The 20,572-nt window shown below is 64.9% G+C and carries 18 protein-coding genes; 12 read left to right on the top strand and 6 right to left on the bottom strand.

The features are described 5' to 3' along the window. The first annotated feature begins 97 nt into the window (after positions 1 to 97). Entirely contained in the window at positions 98 to 697 is a 600-nt protein-coding gene (locus tag CLM60_RS06705; RefSeq protein WP_095588393.1) for a TetR/AcrR family transcriptional regulator, read from the top strand. Here CLM60_RS06705 and speB read toward each other — a convergent pair. Together speB and CLM60_RS06695 are read right to left on the bottom strand one after the other, a co-directional pair. Continuing rightward, positions 669 to 1,613: an agmatinase gene (gene speB, locus CLM60_RS06700; protein WP_095588392.1), complete on the bottom strand. Its 945-nt coding sequence runs from the start codon at positions 1,611 to 1,613 to the stop codon at positions 669 to 671. The genes CLM60_RS06705 and speB overlap by 29 nt on opposite strands. Before the next feature lie 82 nt (positions 1,614 to 1,695). Further along, a complete protein-coding gene (locus tag CLM60_RS06695; protein WP_095588391.1) occupies positions 1,696 to 3,162 on the bottom strand; it encodes an ABC transporter substrate-binding protein in 1,467 nt (488 codons plus the stop codon). A 152-nt stretch (positions 3,163 to 3,314) separates the two neighbouring features. On the opposite strand from CLM60_RS06695, the gene CLM60_RS06690 reads away from it, so the two are divergent. The 3 genes from CLM60_RS06690 (at position 3,315) to panC (ending at position 6,049) form a co-directional block, all read left to right on the top strand. After that, positions 3,315 to 4,286 carry an arginase family protein gene (locus CLM60_RS06690; RefSeq protein ID WP_095588390.1) on the top strand — a complete coding sequence of 324 codons (972 nt, stop codon included), beginning with the start codon at positions 3,315 to 3,317 and terminating at the stop codon, positions 4,284 to 4,286. 78 nt (positions 4,287 to 4,364) lie between these two features. Then, complete coding sequence (gene panB / locus CLM60_RS06685) at positions 4,365 to 5,198, top strand: 3-methyl-2-oxobutanoate hydroxymethyltransferase (RefSeq protein ID WP_095588389.1); 834 nt, start codon at positions 4,365 to 4,367, stop codon at positions 5,196 to 5,198. Then, positions 5,195 to 6,049, top strand: coding sequence for a pantoate--beta-alanine ligase (panC, locus tag CLM60_RS06680; protein WP_095588388.1), 855 nt, complete (start codon positions 5,195 to 5,197; stop codon positions 6,047 to 6,049). The genes panB and panC overlap by 4 nt, the downstream gene beginning before the upstream one ends. Positions 6,050 to 6,144: 95 nt before the next feature. On the opposite strand, the gene CLM60_RS06675 is transcribed toward panC, so the two are convergent. After that, the gene (locus CLM60_RS06675) at positions 6,145 to 10,758 is read right to left on the bottom strand and encodes an ExeM/NucH family extracellular endonuclease (protein ID WP_141246474.1); all 4,614 of its coding nucleotides are present in this window, start codon (positions 10,756 to 10,758) and stop codon (positions 6,145 to 6,147) included. A gap of 240 nt (positions 10,759 to 10,998) precedes the next feature. Here CLM60_RS06675 and CLM60_RS06670 point away from each other — a divergent pair, with 240 nt between their 5' ends. From CLM60_RS06670 to uvrC, 5 genes are all read left to right on the top strand, one after another. After that, on the top strand, positions 10,999 to 11,799 hold the full coding sequence (locus tag CLM60_RS06670; protein ID WP_095588386.1) for a S49 family peptidase: 801 nt from the start codon (positions 10,999 to 11,001) through the stop codon (positions 11,797 to 11,799). A gap of 2 nt (positions 11,800 to 11,801) precedes the next feature. Next, positions 11,802 to 11,978 carry a hypothetical protein gene (locus CLM60_RS20860; RefSeq protein ID WP_176473815.1) on the top strand — a complete coding sequence of 59 codons (177 nt, stop codon included), beginning with the start codon at positions 11,802 to 11,804 and terminating at the stop codon, positions 11,976 to 11,978. Between the two features lie 10 nt (positions 11,979 to 11,988). Then, positions 11,989 to 12,960, top strand: a complete 972-nt coding sequence (locus tag CLM60_RS06665; protein WP_095588385.1) for a calcium/sodium antiporter — start codon at positions 11,989 to 11,991, stop codon at positions 12,958 to 12,960. A gap of 12 nt (positions 12,961 to 12,972) precedes the next feature. Next, entirely contained in the window at positions 12,973 to 13,758 is a 786-nt protein-coding gene (locus CLM60_RS06660; RefSeq protein ID WP_095588384.1) for an SDR family oxidoreductase, read from the top strand. A 299-nt stretch (positions 13,759 to 14,057) separates the two neighbouring features. Further along, a complete protein-coding gene (gene uvrC, locus CLM60_RS06655) occupies positions 14,058 to 15,932 on the top strand; it encodes an excinuclease ABC subunit UvrC (RefSeq protein WP_095588383.1) in 1,875 nt (624 codons plus the stop codon). Here uvrC and CLM60_RS06650 read toward each other — a convergent pair. Beyond that, complete coding sequence (locus tag CLM60_RS06650; RefSeq protein ID WP_095588382.1) at positions 15,929 to 16,393, bottom strand: GNAT family N-acetyltransferase; 465 nt, start codon at positions 16,391 to 16,393, stop codon at positions 15,929 to 15,931. The two genes, uvrC and CLM60_RS06650, sit on opposite strands and share 4 nt — an antisense overlap. A 158-nt stretch (positions 16,394 to 16,551) precedes the next feature. Here CLM60_RS06650 and pgsA point away from each other — a divergent pair, with 158 nt between their 5' ends. Genes pgsA through CLM60_RS06635 form a run of 3 tightly spaced genes read left to right on the top strand, consistent with a single transcriptional unit; the run spans position 16,552 to position 17,908 of the window. Then, on the top strand, positions 16,552 to 17,217 hold the full coding sequence (gene pgsA / locus CLM60_RS06645; protein ID WP_095588381.1) for a CDP-diacylglycerol--glycerol-3-phosphate 3-phosphatidyltransferase: 666 nt from the start codon (positions 16,552 to 16,554) through the stop codon (positions 17,215 to 17,217). Next, positions 17,217 to 17,462: a molybdopterin converting factor subunit 1 gene (gene moaD, locus CLM60_RS06640; RefSeq protein WP_095588673.1), complete on the top strand. Its 246-nt coding sequence runs from the start codon at positions 17,217 to 17,219 to the stop codon at positions 17,460 to 17,462. Before pgsA ends, moaD begins: the two co-directional genes overlap by 1 nt. Continuing rightward, positions 17,459 to 17,908: a molybdenum cofactor biosynthesis protein MoaE gene (locus CLM60_RS06635; protein ID WP_095588380.1), complete on the top strand. Its 450-nt coding sequence runs from the start codon at positions 17,459 to 17,461 to the stop codon at positions 17,906 to 17,908. Before moaD ends, CLM60_RS06635 begins: the two co-directional genes overlap by 4 nt. 397 nt (positions 17,909 to 18,305) lie before the next feature. Here CLM60_RS06635 and CLM60_RS06630 read toward each other — a convergent pair whose 3' ends face one another. Together CLM60_RS06630 and CLM60_RS06625 are read right to left on the bottom strand one after the other, a co-directional pair. Continuing rightward, the gene (locus CLM60_RS06630; RefSeq protein WP_095588379.1) at positions 18,306 to 18,638 is read right to left on the bottom strand and encodes a hypothetical protein; all 333 of its coding nucleotides are present in this window, start codon (positions 18,636 to 18,638) and stop codon (positions 18,306 to 18,308) included. Next, entirely contained in the window at positions 18,625 to 20,514 is a 1,890-nt protein-coding gene (locus CLM60_RS06625; RefSeq protein ID WP_095588378.1) for an OmpA family protein, read from the bottom strand. Before CLM60_RS06625 ends, CLM60_RS06630 begins: the two co-directional genes overlap by 14 nt. Between the last annotated feature and the right edge of the window lie 58 nt (positions 20,515 to 20,572).

The following is a 20,572-nucleotide window of genomic DNA, read 5'->3' as shown; positions in this document are numbered from 1 at the left end:
GTCGCTCCGAATAAAATGACCATGGTCAATTTGCATCTAAAATGACCGCGGTCAATAATTATTTGACCGTGGTCAGATTATGTGGAAATCTGCACAGATGAACCGACCGATCCAGCAACGCACCCTGAAAACCCGCGCCCGGCTGCTTGAGGCCGCGACCGAAGTCATTTCCGAGGCCGGGTACGAGGCGCTGCGGGTCGAGCAGGTGGTGCAGCGCGCGGGCGTGGCCAAGGGCACGTTCTTTGCCCATTTCCGCGACAAAGACGCGCTGATGGATCAGCTGATCGGCGCGCGGATGGATGGCTTTCTGGATCAGATCGACCGCCTGCCGCCGCCGCAATCGGTGGACGAGATCGTCGCGGCGCTGATGCCGCTGATGTCCTTCATGACCTGCGAAAGGTATGTCTTCGACCTGATCCTGCGCTATTCCGGCGCGGCGGCGCGGGCGGATATCGGCCCGATTGCGATGACGTTTGAACGCCATGGGCAAAGCATGGCGCGCTGGCTGTCGGGCGGGCCGTTCCGCAGCGATGTCTCTCCCGCCTTGCTGGCCGAAGGGGTGCAGGCCTTTGCCATTCAGGCGATGGCGTTGAGTTTCTGCGCGCTGCATGCGGACGCGCCGTTTCAGGCGCGTCTGGCCGAATACCTTCGGGCCTGGCTTTTGCCGGTCAGCGGTGGTGCAGGATCCGGCCGATGAAATTCAGCAAAAGCTGTGCCGCCAGGATCGCGGTGGTGCCGGTGCGGTCGTAATCGGGCGCGACCTCGACCAGGTCGATGCCCACTACGTTACCGCGTTCAGCCAGACCCGCCAGCAGCTCCAGCCCTTCGTAATAAAGGAAACCGCCATGGCTGGGCGTGCCGGTGCCCGGCGCGATGGACGGATCGAACCCGTCGATGTCGATGGTGACGTAATAGTCGCGCCCGGCGGGGATCCGGTCGAGCGTGCCCTCGATGCCCAGCTTGCGGATCTGGCGGACCGACAGGATGTCCGACCCCATCTGGCGCGCGGCGTCATAGCCTTCTTTCGAGGTCGAAGACACGTTGCGGATGCCAAGCTGGCTGAGGCCCGTCACGTGGTCCTGTTCGGCGGCGCGGCGCATCGGGTTGCCGTGGCCGTAGCGGACCCCGTGGCGTTCGTCGACGAAATCCAGATGCGCGTCCAGCTGGACCACATGGATGGGTCCATGATCGTCAAAGGCGCGGATGCAGGGGATGTTGATCGAATGATCGCCGCCCAGCACCACCGGCAACGCGCCCGCGGCGCGGATGGTGCGCACGGCCTGTTCGATGCGGGCATGGCTGGCGGTGGTGTCGGTGTGGACGATATCGGCATCCCCCACATCCACGATGCGGGCGCCGTCCAGATAGGTGACGTCATCCTCGTGGTCATAGGCGCCGGCATGGCCGAAGGCGAAGAGCGTCGATGCCTCGCGGATGGCGCGCGGTCCGAACCGGGCGCCCGACCGCCACTGCGTGCCGAAATCGAACGGGGCGCCCAGCACGGCGACATCGGCGTCGATGGCCGACCAGTCGGGCTGATAGGGGTATTTGCCGAAGGTCGCGATGCCGACAAAGGGCAGGTTCAGCCGTCCGGCGTCGTATCCGTGGGTCATGGTCGTTCCTGTTGGGGGCGCCGCGCCGGGGCGCGGCGGGATTTCAGGCCTCCGGCGGAGGTATTTGGGCCAAGATGAAAGGTCAGTCGGTCCAGCTGACCCCGGTCAGGTCGTTGGCCTGGGTCGGGCCGTTTTCCCACAGGCCCTGGATCTTGGCATTGGCGACGCCGGTCTTGGCCAGTTGGAACAGATAGCCGTTCACGTAATCCTCGGCGATCATGGTCTGGGCCTGTTTCAGCAGCGCGCTGCGTTCGGCTGGGTCGGTTGTGACGTTGAGCTGATCCATCAGCGTCACGAATTCCGGCTTGCCATATTGGAAGTAGTAATCTGGCCGGGCATAGATGTTGATGTCGGCCGGTTCGGTGTGGCTGACGATGGTCAGGTCGAAATCCTTGCCCTTGAAGACCTGTTCCAGCCATTGCGCCCATTCCAGGTTGGTGATCTCAGTCTCGATTCCAACGGCGCGCAGCTGGGCGGCGATGATCTCGCCCCCGCGGCGGGCATAGACGGGGGGCGGCAGGGCCAGGCGCAGTTTCAGGTCGCTGACGCCCGCCTCCGTCAACAATTCCTCGGCCCGTGCCGGGTCATAGGCCGAGATCCCGGTCAGATCGACATAGTCGGGATTGTGCGGTGCGAAATGGGTGCCGATGGGCGTGCCATAGCCGAACATCGCGCCGTCGATGATGTCCTGGCGGTTGATCGCATGGGCGATGGCTTCGCGCACGGCCACATTATCGAGCGGCGGCTGGGCGTTGTTCATGGCCAGGATCGTTTCGCCCTCGGTCGAGCCGACGATGACGGTGAAGCGCGGGTCGGCCTCGAACTGGCTGAGGGTTTCGGGCGCGGGGAAAACGGGGAATGCATCCACGTCGCCCGCCATCATCGCGGCAAAGGCGGCGTTGGGATCGGCGATGAACTTGAACGTCGCGTTGGCCAGCGCCGGGGCCGTGCCCCAGTAATCGGGGTTGCGCGCGATTTCGACGCGGTCGCCCTGAACCCAACGGGTGAAGGTGAAGGGGCCGGTGCCCACCGGGTTGGTCGCGGCGGTGTCGATGCTTTCAGGCGCCACGATCACCGCGTCGCCCCAAGCCATCTTGAACGGGAACGCCCCGTCGGGCGCAGTGAGCGTGACGGTGACGGTTTGGGGATCGGTTACGGTCACATCCGCGATCCCGGAGAACAGCGCCTTTTGCGCGTTTGTGCTGTCCTCGGCCCGGGCGCGGTCGAGGGTGAATTTCACATCCTCGGCATCCATCGCGGTGCCATCGTGAAAGGTCACGCCGGGCCGCAGGTGGAAGGTATAGCTCAGCCCATCGGTGCCGATATCCCAGCGTTCGGCCAGGCCGGGGATGATCGATCCATCGGGGGCAAAGCGCGTCAGGCCTTCGAAGATGTTGGCATAGACGACCTCGTCAATCGCGGCGGCGGCCCCGCCGGTGGGGTCCAGGTTCGGCGGCTCCAGCCCCATGCCGATGGTGATCGTGTCCTGCGCGGCAAGCGCGGGGGCGGCGCAAAGCGCAAGGGCGGCGGTAAGACAGAGGCGGCGCATGGGGGCTCCTTTCGGGATCCGGTTCGGGTCTCATGAAACTGTGCCTTGCGCGGGCTGGCAAGCAGAGTTTGCAGGCCGCGGCCGTTCCGGGGGTGACAGGGCGGGCAGAACAGGCTCAAGTGGCGGAAATTGTTCCGAAAGAGGGAAGCGGTATGACGGAAGAGGTCAATCTGGGTGCGTTGTTCGGCGCCGATGCGGTCGAAAGCTTCATGGGGTTGCCGGTTTGCCGCGACCTGAGCCAGGTGGCCGCGTCGGCGGCGCTGATCGGGGCGCCCTGTGCCACGCCCTATGGCGCGGTGGGGCCGTATTGCCGGAACGCGCCCACGGCGCTGCGGCAGGCGGCGGCGATGCTGGCGGCCAATCTGGACCGGCACAATTTCGACATCGGCGGGCCGCTGTTCCCCGAGGGCACGCAGACGGCCGTGGATTGCGGTGATATCGGCTGGAGCGAGACCGACTTTGCCGCCAACCGGGCCGCCATCGCGGGCGCCGTCACGCTGTTGATGCAACAGGGCGCGGTGCCGGTGGTGCTGGGCGGGGACGATTCCATTCCGATCCCGATGCTGCAGGCGCTGGGCACGACCGGCGCGCGCTATACCGTGGTGCAGGTCGATGCCCATATCGACTGGCGGCAATCGCATATGGACGAGGCGCTGGGCCTGTCGTCGACCATGCGGCGCGCGTCTGAGATGCCGCATATCGAGCGGATCATCCAGGTCGGCGCGCGCGGCATCGGCTCGGCCGCCAGCAGCGACTATCAGGATGCGCTGGACTGGGGCGCGCGGTTCTTCACCGCCCGGGATGTCCACCGCGACGGGATCGCCCCGGTGCTGGACCAGATCGCGCCGGGGGCGCAGGTGGTGGTGTGCCTGGATGTCGACGCGCTGGACCCGTCGATCGTGCCGGGGGTGATCGGGCGGGCGCCCGGCGGGCTGAGCTATGATCAGGTGCTGGACCTGATCCGGGGCGTGGCCGGTCGCGGGCGGATCGCGGCGATGGATGTGGTCGAATACCTGCCCGAGGCCGATATCGGCGGGCTGGGCGCGGTGACCGTGTCGCGTCTGATCGCGGCGGTTCTGGGGCTGCTGGCGCGGCAGCAGGCGGGGCTGCCCATCGCGCAATAATGTTGCGCCATGGCGATGCGTGCTGGCATTTCCGCAAATCGCCGCTATAACGCCCCAACCGGAATCACGGAGGAACCGATGAGCGCCACAAGCCGGATCAAGGCCCCGACACCGTCGGACATCATGGCCCGCAAGGGCGGCACGCCGCTGGTCAGCCTGACGGCCTATACCACGCCGATCGCACAGCTGGTCGATCCGCATTGCGACTTCGTTCTGGTGGGCGATAGCGTTGGCATGGTGCTGCACGGGCTGCCCTCGACCCTGGGGGTCACGATGGACATGATGTGCCTGCATGGCGCGGCGGTGGCGCGCGGGCTGGAACGCGCGATGATGGTCGTGGACATGCCCTTCGGCAGCTACGAGGAAAGCCCCGAACAGGCGTTCCGCAACGCCGCGCGGCTGATGCGCGAAACCGGCGCGGCGGCGGTCAAGCTCGAAGGCGGGCTTGCGATGGCGCCGACGATTCAGCACCTGACCAGCCGGTCGATCCCGGTGATGGCGCATGTGGGCCTGACTCCCCAGGCGATCAACACGCTGGGCGGCTACAAGGTGCAGGGGCGCGGCGACGACCGGGCCAAGGTGATGGCCGATGCGCAAGCCGTGTCAGATGCCGGGGCGTTCTCGGTCGTGCTGGAAAAGGTGCCCGCCAGCCTGGCCGACGAGATCACCGCCGCCATCCCCATACCCACCATCGGCATCGGGGCATCCGCCGGCTGCGACGGTCAGATCCTGGTGGTCGATGACATGCTGGGCCTCTTTACCGCGTTCAAACCGAAATTCGCCAAACGCTATGCCACACTGGGCGAGGATGCCGACAAAGCCATCGCGGCCTATGCCGACGAGGTCCGCGCGCGCAGCTTCCCGGCCGCCGAACATGTCTTTGGCGATGCCGCCCCGGAACCCAAATCGTGACCGCGCCGATCATCCGCAGCCTGCCCGAGCTGCGCGCCACCGTCGCGGGCTGGAAGAAGGCCGGTGAAACCGTGGGCGTCGTCCCCACAATGGGCGCCTTGCATCAGGGCCACCTGAGCCTGGTGCGCGCGGCCAAGGCGGGCACGGACCGGGTGATCGTCACGATCTTCGTGAACCCCAAACAGTTCAACAATCCCGAAGATCTGGAAAACTACCCCCGCACCGAACAGGATGACGCCCGCAAGCTGGCGCCCTTCGCGGTCGATGCGATCTATGTCCCCGATGGCGATCAGATCTATCCCGAAGGGTTTGCCACCAATGTCTCGGTCACCGGCGTCACCGACGCGATGGAGGGGCAGCACCGCCCCGGCCATTTCGATGGCGTGGCGACGGTCGTGACCAAGCTGTTCCTGCAAACCCAGGCCGACCGCGCCTATTTCGGGAACAAGGATTACCAGCAGCTTCTGCTGGTCCAGCAACTGGCCCGCGATCTGGACATCCCGATCGAGATTATCGGTTGTCCGACGATCCGCGAGGAGGACGGCCTCGCCCTCAGCTCGCGCAACCTGTTGCTGTCGGACCGCGCCCGCATCATCGCGCCCGCGCTGAACCGCGCGATGACCCAGGCCGCGGATCAGATCGTGAACGGCGGCGATGTCGCGGCCACACTGGCTGCCGCCGCCGAAAGGGTGGTCGCGGCGGGGTTCATCGATGTGGAATATATCGAACTGCGCGCGGCCGCGTCACTCGCGCCGCTGACCCAACTGACCGAACCGGCGCGGCTGCTGGCGGCGGCCAATCTGGCGGGCGTGCGGCTGATCGACAATATCGCGGTCGCTCCCGGCACCTGATCCCTTTCATCTTGGTCCAAATACCTCCGCCGGAGGCATGAAAGAAAACCGCCCCTGAAAGGGGCGGCTTCCAGCTCTCGAAACCGTCAGGCGGCTCAGGCCAGAACGAATTCGTCCACCGGCAGGCGGGTCAGTTCGAACGCGTCGATCTCCAGCATCAGATCGCCCGTCACGCCCAGCGACACCGCGTCAAAGGTCATGTCGCCCGCCAGATCATAGCTCACCCGGTCGTCGATCACCGCCAGCTCGACCATGTCGACCTCGACCCCGTCATCGAACAGCGTCAGCGCCACCGTGCCCGTGCCGGTGACATTCACGAATTCGAAGCTCAGATCCAGCGCGTCCTTGCTGCTGGTCTCGGTCTCCATCGACGTGAAGGTCACGGTTTCCGCATCGTCGATCCGGCGCGAGCCGAGGGGATCGTTTGCGTCGTCCAGATAGGATTTGACCGACAGACCGTCGCCGGTGGTGCGCAGCTGTTCCTGGCCGCGCGTGCCGTCCTCGGCGCTGATCACGATCCCGGCGGCGGTGGGGTCCAGCACCGATGTCGTCTTGCGCGGCAGATCCGAGGTCGCCAGCAATTCGCCATTCTCAAGGTAATCGACAAAGGCGTTGTAGGGGTCGTAATCGCCGAAATCCAGCCGCGCCAGCACGTTCTCGGCGGGCTCGACCGGGACATCGTCCAGATCCAGGCGCTTCAGCTCGATCGCGTCGATCTCCAGCATCAGCCCGTCGGTGACCCCCAGGCTGACCATGTCAAAGCTCAGCCCCGGATCCAGATCATGCGCCACCGCGCCGTCGACCACGTCCAGCAGGGCTTCGTCCACCAGAACCTCGTTGCTGAAGAAACGCAGCACGACCTGGCCGTCGCCGCTGACATTCAACAGATCGAACGCCACGCCGATGCCATCGCCCGCCGCGCTGGTGTCGTCCAGCGCGAAGCTGATGGTCTCGTTCTCGTCCAGCAGGTGCGAGGCGACGGGATCGTTGCGGTCCTCGCGGAAGGATTTGACCGACAGCCCGTCGCCGGTGGTGCGCAGCTGTTCCTGGCCGTTGGTGCCGTCCTCGGCGTCGATGGTGATGCCCGAACCCGTGGCCACAAGCGGATCGGCCGATTTGCGGGGCAGGTCGGTAACGGCCAGCACCACGCCATCCTCGGAATAGGTCGCGATGGCGGCATAGGGCGACAGGTCGTCGAAATCCAGCCGCGCCAGGATGAAATCGTCGCCCGATGCGGGCTCGGACAGGTCCAGCCCGATCAGCAGCGGATCGTGATCCGAGGCGGCATAGAAATCGGCGTTGAAGAAGGACGGATCGCTGAAGGCCGAGCTGTAGTTCAGCAGGTCCGGCTCGTCGGCATTGATATGCCATTCCGCGACGCCGGTGATATTGTCCAGCAGGCTTTCGCTGGCCAGACCGTAATCCAGCGTGCCGCGCTGGCCGTCGAAGACATAGCTATAGGCATCGTCGCCGATAAAGCTGGCCGCCAGGTTGGTATAGCCCAGCCCGGTGATGGTCTCGACCGGATCCTCGCGCGCATAGGCGTTGAAATCGCCCAGCATCACGACATTGTCGCCGGTCGCCGCCCCGGTGGGATTGCTGGTCAGCCATTCGGCCAGTTCCGCCGCCGCATCGGCGCGGACCTGGTTCCAGAACCCCTGGCCGTCGCCCTGGTCATAGTTCGGATCGGCCAGCAGCGCGTCGATCAGCTCTTGCGGCGCGCCGGCGGCCTGGGCGTCCAGCACCACGTCCTCGAGATTGCTGTCGCCCTTGGATTTCAGGTGGTTCGACACCACCGTCACCTCGTTGCCATCGGCATCGACAAAGGTCGCGGCGGTGGCGGGGCGGTTGCGCTGGAAATCCCCTACCTGGTCGTCGGACGAGGCATAGGCGTTCAGCTGATCGGCAATGGCAAAGGTGTCCGCGGCCGAGGCTTCCTGGAATTCCAGCGTTGCCGCGCCGGTCAGCGTGACCGAGCCGGGCTTATAGATGATGCCGGTGGTGATCGCGTCGGTGCCGACGAAATCGCTGCCGGGATCGACCACGGCATAGGTGCCCGCGCCCAGTTCCGCGTTCAGCGCATCGACCAGCGCCGCGATCGCGCTGCCATCGCCGAAACCGTTGTTCTCCAGCTCTTGCAGGCCGACGATATCGGCGTCTAGTTCGACCAGAGCGGCGACGATCTTCTGCGTCTGGCGCACCAGATCCTCGGCCGTCGTGGCGCCGCGCGGGTCCAGATCGCCATTGGGGCCGGTCAGCGAGCCATCGTCCAGCGTGGTGAAATAGTTCAGCACGTTGAAGCTGGCCACCTTCAGCGTGCCACCCACATCGGGAGCGCTGTCGGGGCGGGCATCGGCATTGGTCCCGGCCACGGTTTGCAGCGGCCCGTCGGCCTGAATGCGATAATCGCCGAAGCGTTCATCCATGATCCCGGTGATCGAGGTCATCTCGGCCCCCAGCCGCAGGGTCGGGCCATCGGCGGTGATCGGATCGCCCGCCTGCAACGGCGTGCCGTCGCCGCTGTCGATCAGGGTATAGGTGTCGGGGTTCTGCGCCGACGATCCATCGTCGATGATAATCTGGTTGGCCGCGTTCGCCGCCGCCATGGCGGTGATGTCGTCGGCATCATCCTGCGGGTCCAGAACCTGGGTCGGCTGGGTCAGGTTGCCTTCGGCGACGGTGACCTGACCGAACCGGTCGAGGTTGAAGTTGGTGATCACGGTCAGCGGATCGGCGCTGTCGGACACCAGCTCGACGCGCATCCCCTCGTAGGCCTCGTAATCGGCCGTCGCGCCGATGGTGATCTTGGTCGCGGTGGGCAGGGTGACGCCGGTATCCAGAACCTGAAGCTCGGACACATTGGTCAGCTCGGTCAGGTCGCTGAATTCGTCCACGGTCGCGGTCAGGCGGATCTTGTCGCCGATCCCCACGGTCGCATCCTGCGCAAAGACGAAGATGCCTTCGGACGTGGCCGCGTCGCCATCGCTGTCGGCATCCTCTTCCTGCAGAAAGAAGCCTGTGACGCCGCTGGCCGATGTGATCAGCCCGGTCACGACCGCCTCGACCGTAACCTCCTGGCCGTCCAGGAGCGAGGCATCACCGCTGCCCTGAATGTCCGAGATCAGCGTGATCGAGAAATCGTTATCGGTGATCGACACGCTCAGGTCGCTGATTTCGGTGCCGTCATAATCGGGATCGTCGCTGGCGACGGTGAAGCTCAGCGCGCCGAAATGCGGCGTCGCCTCGTCATCGTCGTCATCCACGGCGATCACGGCGATCTGGACCGGGTCGGTGCCGGTCAGTTCGACTTCGACGCTTGGGGCGTAAAGCTCGCCATTCAGACTGACCAGGCTTTCGCCATCGGGTGCCGAAACGGTCACGGTCACGGGGGCCGCGGGGGTGGTGGTCAGTTCCAGCGTGAAGCTGTCGAAGGCATCGCTGCCCTCGGCCACGTCCAGCCCATCGCCGGAGCGTGCGACAACCGACGGGATGATCGTGCCGCCCGAGGTGCCGACGATCTGGAAATTGTCGACGGCGAAATCCTCGTCCCCGCTGTCGACCGACACGGTCAGGGTCAGGTCCATCGTTGACCCGGTGCCGTCGATATCTGCCATGAAACTGGCCAGCGCGTCGCCAAGCTGTGCGCCATCGGCGGTGCCGTCCAGATCGGTGTCCTGGAAGAAGAACCCGTTGAAATCGTCGCCATTCACCAGATCGGCGCCTTCGAACGCCAGGATGCGCTGGGCCGGGCCGCCGTCGATGCTGACATCCAGATAGATGTGATCGCCCACGTCGATATCGCCGGGATCGTCGAAAAACTCGCCGAAATCGCCCGAGAATTTCAGATCGCTCAGCCCGCTGATATCCAGCCCCGCCCAGGTCATGGTGACGGGCAGGGCGGCGCCTTCGCCGTCCATGTCCATGCCGGTCAGGAAGCTGCCATCGGTGCCGGTATAGGCCTTGACGCCGCTGGGCACGCTGTCACCGCCGAAATCGCCGCCGCCCGCGCCATCGCTGATCCCGAAGAAATCGAAGCCCGCATCCGAAAAGAACGCGGTGCTGGTGGTGAAGCCCGATGCGTCATCGAATGTCTCGTCCAGCACGGTCACCTCGGTCGGTACGGCGGTGCCGCTGACCGTCAGATCGTCGAGCGAGATATCCTCGTCCCCCGCGTCCAGATTCTCAAACGTCACGCGCAGATCCAGCAGCGCGCCCGCCCCCGCGATATCGGCCACGAATTGCGCAAAGCTGTCGGTCAGGGCAGCGCCATCGGCGATCCCGTCGAAATCGGTGTCCAGTCCCGGCTCGGTATTGGTCGCGCCCTGGCTCGCGAATTGCAGAACCTTGACATAGCCGCCACCGTCGATCTGCGCTTCGACATAGACCAGCGCGTCGGCGTCCCAGTCCTGATTGGTGCCGTCATCGTCTTCGGCAAACAGGCCCGAGATCGTCAGGTCGGAATATCCGCTGATGTCGATGCCGTCGATCGACAGGGTCAGGGTGGTGGCAAAGGGCGCCTCGCCATCGGTGTCCATCACCGCGAACCAGCCGGTTCCCTCGGCCCCGGTCACCGAATAGAACGTGCCGATGTCGCCGCCATCGGTGCGGATAAAGAAATCGCCCGCCCCGTCTGTGAACTCGGCCGCGGATGTGGTGTAGCGCGTGCCATTGCCATCGGTTTCGAAATCTTCGCGATAGATCACTGTCATTTTCTTACCCCCTGAGCGACATCAAATATCCGGAATCACTTCGCGGACATCTCTGACTGTGATTTGTAATGGCTTCGCGACAAAACCGTTTCTGCCGGACGGGGCGGTTTCACAGGTTTGTTTCCAAAGTCGAAACAACTGTTGACGTTAGGGGAACGCCCTCTGGCAGGGTCGCAACAGTTTCCGCCCATTTCGGCCCGTGCCTTGTTCCGGTGTGCCGCACGCTCTACATCCCCGGTTATGAAACGCTGGATCCCCTTTGTGAAATCCGCGCCCACGGTCGCGGTCGTGCGGCTGTCGGGTGTGATCGCCGCCGGAAACCGCCCGGGCATGCTGAACGACGTGACGCTGGCGCCGGTGCTGGAAAAGGCGTTCAAGCGCGGCAAGCCGGACGCGGTGGCGCTGTTGATCAATTCGCCGGGCGGGTCGCCCGCGCAATCGTCGCTGATCGCCCATCGCATCCGACGCCTGTCGGCCGAGACCGATGTGCCCGTCTATGCCTTTGTCGAGGACGTGGCCGCGTCGGGCGGATATTACCTGGCCGTTGCCGCCGATACGATCTGGCTGGACCATCATTCCATCGCGGGGTCGATCGGCGTGATCTCGTCGGGGTTCGGGTTTCAGGACCTGATCGCGCGCTATGGCGTCGAACGCCGGGTACATACGGCGGGGCGGTCGAAAAGCTTTCTTGACCCGTTCCAGGCCGAGAAATCCGACGATGTCGCCCGTCTGAAACAGCTTCAGGAACAGATCCACGCCACCTTCATCGGTTTCGTGACCGAACGCCGGGGCGCGCGGCTTTCCGACAATCCCGACCTGTTCACCGGCGAGGTCTGGATCGGGCAGGGCGCGGTCGATGCCGGTCTGGCCGATGGCGTGGCGCATCTGGAGCCGAAGATGAAAGAGATCTTTGGCGACAAGGTCGGCTTCAACCGATACACGCTGCGCCGGTCGCTGTTCCAGCGCTTCGGCGCGCAGATGCTGCACGGCGCGGGCGACCTGATCGAAGAACGCGCCCTTTGCGCGCGCTACGGGCTCTGACCGTGATCGTCAAGATTGTCAGCCTGTTCCTGGTGGGCATGGCCGTTCTGGCCATGTTCGGAAAACTGCGCCTGCCGGCGATCGGCAAGGGGCGGATGGGTCTTGCAAAGGCCGGGAAATGCCCGCATTGCGGGCGCCACAAGATCGGAAAGGGGCCGTGCCCCTGTCGCAAGGGGTGACATCGGGCTGATGGGTTTGGATCTGTTGTATGCGGGGCTGGGGTTGATCATCCTGCTGTTGGCGGGGGATTCTCTGGTCAAGGGGGCGGTGAACCTGTCGCTGCGGGTGGGCATCCCGGCGCTGATCGTCAGCCTGACCATCGTGGCCTTCGGCACCTCGGCGCCCGAACTGCTGATCGCCATTCAGGCCGCGCTGGACAATGCGCCGGGCATCGCGCTGGGCAATGTGGTGGGATCGAACACCGCCAATGTGCTACTGGTGCTGGGCATCCCGGCGCTGCTGGCCACGCTGCATACCAGCGAATGCGACACGCGGCGGACCTTTGTCTTCATGCTGCTGGCATCGATCCTGTTCATCGCGCTGTGTTTCCTGGGCCCGTTCGACTGGGTGCATGGTCTGGTCCTGCTGGCGGGGCTGTCGCTGGTGCTGGGCGATGCGTTCCTGGCCGCCCGCGCGCATCGGAACGAGGCCATGAACGGCGCGGCCGAACCCGACGACACCGACGCGGGAGAGATCGAAGGCGCCGATCCGTCGCTGCCCTGGTGGAAGATCTCGGTCTTTCTGGCGCTGGGGCTGATCGGCCTGCCGCTGGGCGCCAGCCTGCTGGTGGACAGCTCGATCAACATCGCCCGCGCCATCGGCGTCAGCGAGACAGTGATCGGCCTGACGCTGGTGGCGGTCGGCACGTCGCTGCCGGAACTGGCCACGACCGTGATGGCCGCGCTGCGCCGTCAGGCCGATGTGGCGCTGGGCAACGTGATCGGGTCGAACATCTTCAACCTGCTGGCAATCATCGGTGTGGCCAGCTTCGTGGCGCCGATCCCGGTCCCGCAAGAGATGCTGGATTTCGATCTGTGGATCATGCTGGGCGCGTCGATGCTGTTGCTGCCGTTCGTGTTTCTGCACTGGCCGATCAACCGGGCGTGGGGGATTGTCTTCACCGCGCTCTATGCGGTCTATATTGTCAGTGTCCTGATCTGACGGAGCGAGTGCATGGCTGACAAAAAAGCACTGGTCACGGGCGGTGCCAAGCGGCTGGGGCGGGCGATGTGCCTGTCGCTGGCGCGGGCGGGGTTCGACGTGGCGGTGCATTATGCCGGGTCGGCCGACGATGCCGCCGCGCTGGTGGACGAGATCCGCGCGATGGGGCAGGGCGCCGTTGCGCTGCGCGCCGACCTGCTGGTCGAGGACGAGACACAGGCCCTGCTGCCCGCCGCCGCCAAGGCGCTGGGCGGGCCGCTGACGCTGCTCGTCAACAACGCCTCGATCTTCGAGCATGACACGATCCGCACCGGCACCCGCGACAGCTGGGACCGGCATATCGAATCCAACCTGCGCGCGCCCTTCGTGCTGACCCAGGCCTTTGCGCACCAGGTGCCGCAAGCGGCGACCGATGCGGCGGGCGAGCCGTTGGCGCAGGGGCTGGTGGTCAACATGATCGACCAGCGGGTGCGCAAGCTGACGCCGGAATTCGCCAGCTATACCATCGCCAAGACGGCGCTTTGGGCGCTGACCCAGACCGCCGCGCAGGGGCTGGCGCCCGATGTGCGGGTGAACGCCATTGCCCCCGGTCCGACCCTGCGCGCGACCCGGCAAAGCGTCGATCATTTCGCCCGCCAGCGCGCCGCGACCATCCTGGGCCGGGGCGCGAACGAGGACGACATAACCGCAGCGCTGCACTATCTGATCGCGGCGCCCGCGGTCACCGGACAGATGATCTGTGTCGATGGCGGACAGCACCTTGCGTGGCAGACACCGGACGTTCTGGGCGTGGAATAAGGCCCGCTCGGGGCCTGTGCGCCGCGGGTTTTCCACCGGTCACAGGACAATTACAAAAGCGTTACAGTTTCTTGAGTGTTTTCAATGATTTGTAAGGTGAAAAAAAGAAGTGCAATAAAATCAATGCCTTGCAATACTGCTCAAAAAACAGGCAAACTCGTGAATTGGCCCGAAAAGAAAGGAAAAATCGGATTCAGCGATAGTTACCACCAGAGTTATCCACAGAAACGGTGGATTTGTTTGCTCTTGCCCCTGCCGGATCTGCGTTGCAGCGACAGGGGGAATCACGGCGGCGAAAGATGACACGGAAATCTGACAGCGAAGCGCCCGTGCGGACGGGGGCGGCGTGTATCCAATCCTATCTCAAACAGCTCGATGCCTCGCCCGGGGTATACCGGATGCTGGATGCCCAGGCGCGGGTGCTTTACGTGGGCAAGGCGCGGAACCTGAAGGCGCGGGTTTCCAGCTATGCCCGGCCCACGGGGCACAGCGCGCGCATCGCCCGGATGATCCGCGAAACCGCCAGCATGATGTTCCTGACCACGCAGACCGAGACCGAGGCGCTGCTGCTGGAACAGAACCTGATCAAGCAGCTCAAGCCGCGCTACAACGTGCTGTTGCGCGACGACAAGAGCTTTCCGAATATCCTGGTGGCCAAGGATCACGACTTTCCGCAGATCAAGAAGCATCGCGGCGCGAAAAAGGAAAAGGGCAGCTATTATGGCCCTTTTGCCAGCGCGGGCGCGGTGAACCGGACGCTGAACCAATTGCAGAAGGTCTTTCTGCTGCGCAACTGCACCGATGCGACGTTCGAAAGCCGCACCCGGCCCTGTCTGCTCTATCAGATCAAGCGGTGCAGCGCGCCCTGCGTGGGCTATGTCGACAAGGCCGATTACCGCGCGCTGGTGGCCGATGCCGAACGGTTCCTGCAAGGGCGCAGCACCCGCGTGCAAGAGGAACTGGCCGAACAGATGCAGGCCGCGTCCGAGGCGATGGAGTTCGAACGCGCCGCCGCCCTGCGCGACCGTATTCGCGCACTGACGCAGGTGCAGCAATCTCAGGGCATTAACCCGCGCGGCGTGGCCGAGGCGGATGTGATCGCCCTGCATATGGAGGGCGGGCAGGCCTGCGTTCAGGTGTTCTTCATCCGCGCGCATCAGAACTGGGGCAACCGCGATTACTATCCGCGCATCGCCGGGGAAACCGCCCCGGCCGAGGTGCTGCAAGCCTTTCTGGGGCAGTTCTATGACAACAAGGAGCCGCCGCGCCTGTTGCTGCTGTCCGACCAGATCGAGGACCCGGATCTGATGGCCGAGGCGCTGTCGGAAAAGGCGGGTCGCAAGGTCGAGATCGCCGTGCCGCAACGGGGCGAGAAGCTGGAGCTGGTCTCTGGCGCGCTGCGCAATGCCCGCGAAAGCCTGGCCCGGCGGATGTCGGAAAGCGCGACCCAGGCCAAGCTGCTGGGCGGTCTGGCCGAGGCGTTCGGGCTGGACACCCCGCCCGCCCGGATCGAAGTTTACGACAACAGCCACATTCAGGGCACCAACGCGGTCGGCGCGATGATCGTCGCGGGCGCCGAGGGGTTCGTGAAAAGCCAGTACCGCAAGTTCAACATCAAAGGCACAGACCTGACCCCCGGCGACGATTTCGGCATGATGAAAGAGGTCCTGACCCGCCGCTTCCAGCGCCTGCTGAAGGAAGACCCGGATCGCCAGGGCGAGGCCTGGCCCGACCTGCTGCTGATCGACGGCGGCGCGGGACAGGTCAGCGCGGTGGACGAGATCCTGCGCGAGCTGGGCGTGCAGGACATCACCATGGTGGGTGTGGCCAAGGGCGTGGACCGCGATGCCGGGAAAGAGGAATTCCACCGCGCCGGCCAGCGCGCCTTTGCCCTGCGCCACAACGACCCTGTGCTCTATTTCGTTCAGCGCCTGCGGGACGAGGCGCACCGTTTTGCCATCGGCGCCCACCGCCAGAAACGCGCCAAGGCCATCGGCGCCACCCCGCTGGACGAGGTGCCGGGCGTCGGCGCCACCCGCAAACGTGCCCTGCTGGCCCATTTCGGCAGCGCCAAGGCCGTCAGCCGCGCGGGGCTTGCGGACCTGAAAGCCGTGGACGGGATCTCGGACAGTCTGGCCGAAACCATCTATGGGTATTTCCACGAGAAGGGTTAAACCAGCCTGGTCCGGTCGCTGTCAGGGTCCAGAACATGGGTGTGCCGTGCCGCGACAACCCGTCTGAAGCCCAGGTTTTCCCAAAACGCGGGTGCCAGTTCCGTCGCCGCATTCACATTTACACGGCAATGGCCGGTGCCGGTGGAGTCGAGCAGAGCATAGGCCAGTGCGCGCGCAACGCCGTACCGACGGAACCCGGGCCGGACATAGAACCGCCGCATGCGCAGGGCGTCGGCCTCGTAGGGGTCGATCGTGATGCCGCCAATCCCCGCCAGTTGGCCCGAAACGCGCGCATGCAGAAGCCTTTCGCCGGGGCCATTGAACCGCTTGGTGCCGTCGTTCCATTCCCGCACCAGCCGCTCGATGAATCTGTAGCCTTCGCTGGCGGCGTCCCGCTGCAGATCCTCAAGATCTGTCGGCAAGGTTGCCGTCGATTGTTCGATCTTGATCGTAGGTGACATGGGGGTTCGGCTGATCCGATAAGCGTGCGGGATGCATACTCATTTTCGATCTGAACACATTTTCGATTTGCGTGGCAAGCGGGCTGCCGAGGCGGCGTTTGCGCCGCGCATTGTGCGGGGGCTTCCCCCCGTTTTCAAACCTCTGTAGGGTCCGCGACATGATCTGGACTGTGCCCAACATGTTGACCATCCTGCGCCTGTTGGCGGCGCCGGGGGTGGTGTTTGCCTTTGTCTTCCTGGCGCGCCCCTGGGCCGATTTCGTGGCGCTATTGCTGTTCGTCAGCGCCTCGGTCACCGATTGGCTGGACGGCTATCTGGCGCGCAAGTGGAACCAGACCAGCCGGTTTGGCGCGATGCTGGACCCGATTGCCGACAAGGCGATGGTGGTCATCGCGCTGCTGGCGGTCACCGGGCTGTTCGGGATGAGCGCCTGGGTCATGCTGCCCGCCACCGTCATCCTGTTCCGCGAGGTTTTCATCTCGGGCCTGCGCGAGTTCCTGCGCGAACAGGCGGGGCTGCTGGCGGTCACGAAGCTGGCCAAGTGGAAGACCACCGTTCAGATGGTCGCCATCGCGGTGCTGCTGGCGCAGGGCATATTCGAGCACTATGTCGGCATGCACAGCTATGGCATGGATGCGGCGATGGTGGATGACGTTCTGGCCGGGCGGCAACCCGACGAGATGGGGCTGGCGTGGAAATATAACGGCCTGCTGGCGACCATGTATGGCGGCATCGCGCTGCTGTGGCTGGCGGCCGTTCTGACCTTTGTCACCGGCTGGGATTATTTCGCCAAATCGCTGCCCTATCTGCGGGGGAAACCATGATTGATGTCCTCTATTTCGCCTGGGTCCGCGAGCGGATCGGCCTGCCGAAAGAGCGGGTGGAGACCGCAGCCGCGACCGTCGCCGATCTGGTGGCCGAGCTGAGCGCGCGCGAGGAGCGTTATGCCGCGGCCTTTGCCGATCTGTCGGCGCTGAAGGTCGCGCTGGATCAGGAACTGTCGGATTTCGACGCGCCGCTGGCTGGCGTGCGCGAGGTGGCGTTCTTCCCGCCCATGACCGGCGGATGAGCGTCCGCGTCGATCCCGCGCCCTTTGACGCCGGGGCCGAGCTGAACCGGTTTGCCGCCGCGCAAACCGGGGCGGGGGCCGTCGTCAGCTTCACCGGCGTGGTGCGCGACGTGGCCGGCGGCCTGCTGGAGATGCAGATCGAACATTACCCCGGCATGACCGAAAAGGCGATCGCGGCGATGGTCGACACGGCGCTGGACCGCTTTGGCCTGACCGGCGCGCTGGTCATCCACCGCCATGGGGTGCTGGGGCCGGACGACCCGATCATGATGGTCGCCACCGCCGCCCCGCATCGCAAGGATGCCTTTGCTGCGGCGGAATTCCTGATGGACTACCTCAAATCCCGCGCGCCGTTCTGGAAGAAGGAAGTCACCGGCGACGGGACCGGCTGGGTCGCGTCGAAGGACGAGGACGAAGAGGCGCTGGATCGCTGGGGTGGGGCGTAGCGGCGTAACTGTTTGGTGTCAGGTCAGTCGAAATCGGCTCATCGGTTTCTTTGCGAGACAAAGCGGACGTAGGCGTTTCGTTTAGTCGAATGATCGTTTTGGTCGTTCACGCACAAATTTCCAAACAGAAAACAGAATGCAACACACACCAGCCAAAACATATGGAGCCACCGACTTTAAGTCTGTCACGAGGCAGCAAGCATTGTAGTCATTGAGGAATTCCTCGTTCTATTCCTCATAACCGCCTTAGGTGAACGTATAGCCCTTGGCGATTTGAACAATCAGCCAGCTTGCAAGCAAAAGTACAATACCCAGAGCGAGAGAGAACCACTTCATATTTCAATTATATTGCTGCTCGGCAGCGTTGTGCAACTTGGGCTCCAAACCGCCCTTGCGATTATCCCGCGCCCTGGCTTTGCCGTTCGATATAGGCGCGCAGTTCGTCGGCCTCGTGCCTGGCGGCACGCAGGCCGTCCATGGCGGCGCCCAGTTCGGCCTGGGTCTGGGTCAGCTGGTTGGCCAGTTCGGCCTCGCGGTGCTGGATATAGGTGATCGCCTGGTCGCGGGTTTCCTCGGCCTCGTGCAGGGCCTGGGCCATCTGGTCCAGCTCGTTCATGTCCGATGCGGTGACGCGCCCCACGCGGTGGATCAGCCACGAGGCGAACCAGCCCAGCATGAAGGCCACGAACAGAACCAGGGCGGTTACCAGTATGAATTCAATTCTGTTCATCGGCGCTCTCGGATGTGTCTGTGGTGTCTTCGGTGGCGGGCGTTTCCGGTTCGATCAGCTTGAATTCGATCCGGCGGTTCGCCTCGCGCCCGTCTTCGGTCTGGTTGTCGGCGATGGGCACGGTTTCGCCATAGCCCTGCGCGGTGATGTGGGTGGTCAGGATGCGCCGCGCCATCAGCGCCTGCAGCACCGCATCGGCCCGTTGCTGGCTGAGTTGCAGGTTCATCTCTTCGCGCCCCTGGCTGTCGGTGTGGCCGCCGATCTCGAATTCGGCTTCGGGGCATTCTTTCAGGATATCGGCCAGCTTGTCGACCACCTGAAGCGAGGCGCCGTCGATGGTCGACGATCCGGGCTCGAACTTGATCTGCGCGCCGCTCAGTGCCGCGTTCAGCTGGTCGATGCATTGCTGCGGGCTGGGCAGCCCCGCCACCGGGTCGAGCGCGGCGTCATAGCGTACGTCGATCTCGAAATTCTGCGCATCGCCCAGCTTGTCGGCCACAAGGCGCGAGATCCGCGCACGGGCCTGCGGGTCGCCGGTCACGCCCTTGACGCTGACGAATTCCGGCTGGACCACCACGATCCCCTGATTGAGGTCCGAAAGCGCCTCGAGCCCGGTCAGCACCCTGAGCGGCCAGCCCGCAGGCAGTTCGCTGTCCAGCCGCATCGCGGCATAGACATTGCCCAGACCGAAGCGCGAGCGCGCATAGCTTTCCGCCGCCTGACGGACCAGCGCATTGGTGGTGCGCCCGCGCAGCTGCACCTGGCCCTCGGGGCTTTTGGTGGCGACGAATTCCGGCGGCCCGTCCGATGTATCGGTGCCGGTCCCGTCGACCTTGACCGGTTCGGGCAGCACCGCGTGCAGCGAAAACACATCGGGCAGGTCGCTTTCCAGCTCGCCCGAGACGCGGTCGAACAGGTCCTGTTCGGCGCTGTCCAGCGCCACCAGCGTCACATCGGCATCCGAAAAGGTCAGCGCGCCGCCGCCCAGCCGGCCAAGCGCGGCAATCCCGGTTTCGACCGCTGCCGCCCAGTCGGGCGTCGGCACGCCCAGGCCGATGGTGCAGTCGCCCGCGTCCCCGTCTTCCAGCCCGATGGCGCGGGCGGCATCCAGGATCCGCTTGCGCGCGCCTTCGGTATCGGCCGAACAGGCATCGAACCGCGCGCCGCCCTCGTCCAGCAGGACGCGCAGGGTAAAGGGGGTGATGACCGGGCGCGGGGCCGAGATATCCAGCACGATATCGATGCCCTTGGGCTGGTTGCGTGTCAGCTCGGTTTCGAATTTCGCCCGTTGCGCCGGGCTTTCGGAAATCGCCGTGACCGCCACCCGGTCGGCCGAGACCGAGATCTTGGAACGCGGCAGCAGCTCCAGCGCGCGGATGCCATAGTTCAGCGCCGCGTTCCAGCCTTTCGGCGCGGGGTGGTCGGCGGTCTCCAGCATGTCCGAGATCTGGCCGCCGCTGATCGCCTCCTGCACGGCGGTGCCGATCCGGACGCGGGCGTCTTCGGACGGGATCAGGCCGATCATCGACACCCCATCGTCATTGCGCAGCAGCTCCAGCGAATAGCTGGGCAGGGTCAGCGGCGTGCTGGGGGCAACGTCCATCGCATCGATCACGCGGGCGGAATCGACGATGGTCCCAGCCACGGTCAGGGCGCGGAAACGGGCGGCCTCGGTCGGGGCGGTGCCGGTCAGGCGCAGCTGCAGCCCGTCGGCGGACACATCGGTAAAGCTGATCCCGTCCAGCACCAGCGCGCGGTGCACTTCGACGGCGGCGCGGTTTTCGATCACGTTGACCGCGACATAGGCCCCGGCAAGCGACAGGACTCCGGCGGCCAGCACCGCGGCCGGGGCGATCAGGTTGGCGGACAGACGCATCGACAGGCTACTCCGGTTTCACTGTATCGCTGGTTCTAGAACGGCCCCCGCGCGGGCG

The sequence above is a fragment of the Actibacterium ureilyticum genome, assembly GCF_002285435.1.
Classification (GTDB): Bacteria; Pseudomonadota; Alphaproteobacteria; order Rhodobacterales; family Rhodobacteraceae; genus Actibacterium_C; species Actibacterium_C ureilyticum.
This window is presented reverse-complemented; position numbering and strand designations above follow the sequence as displayed.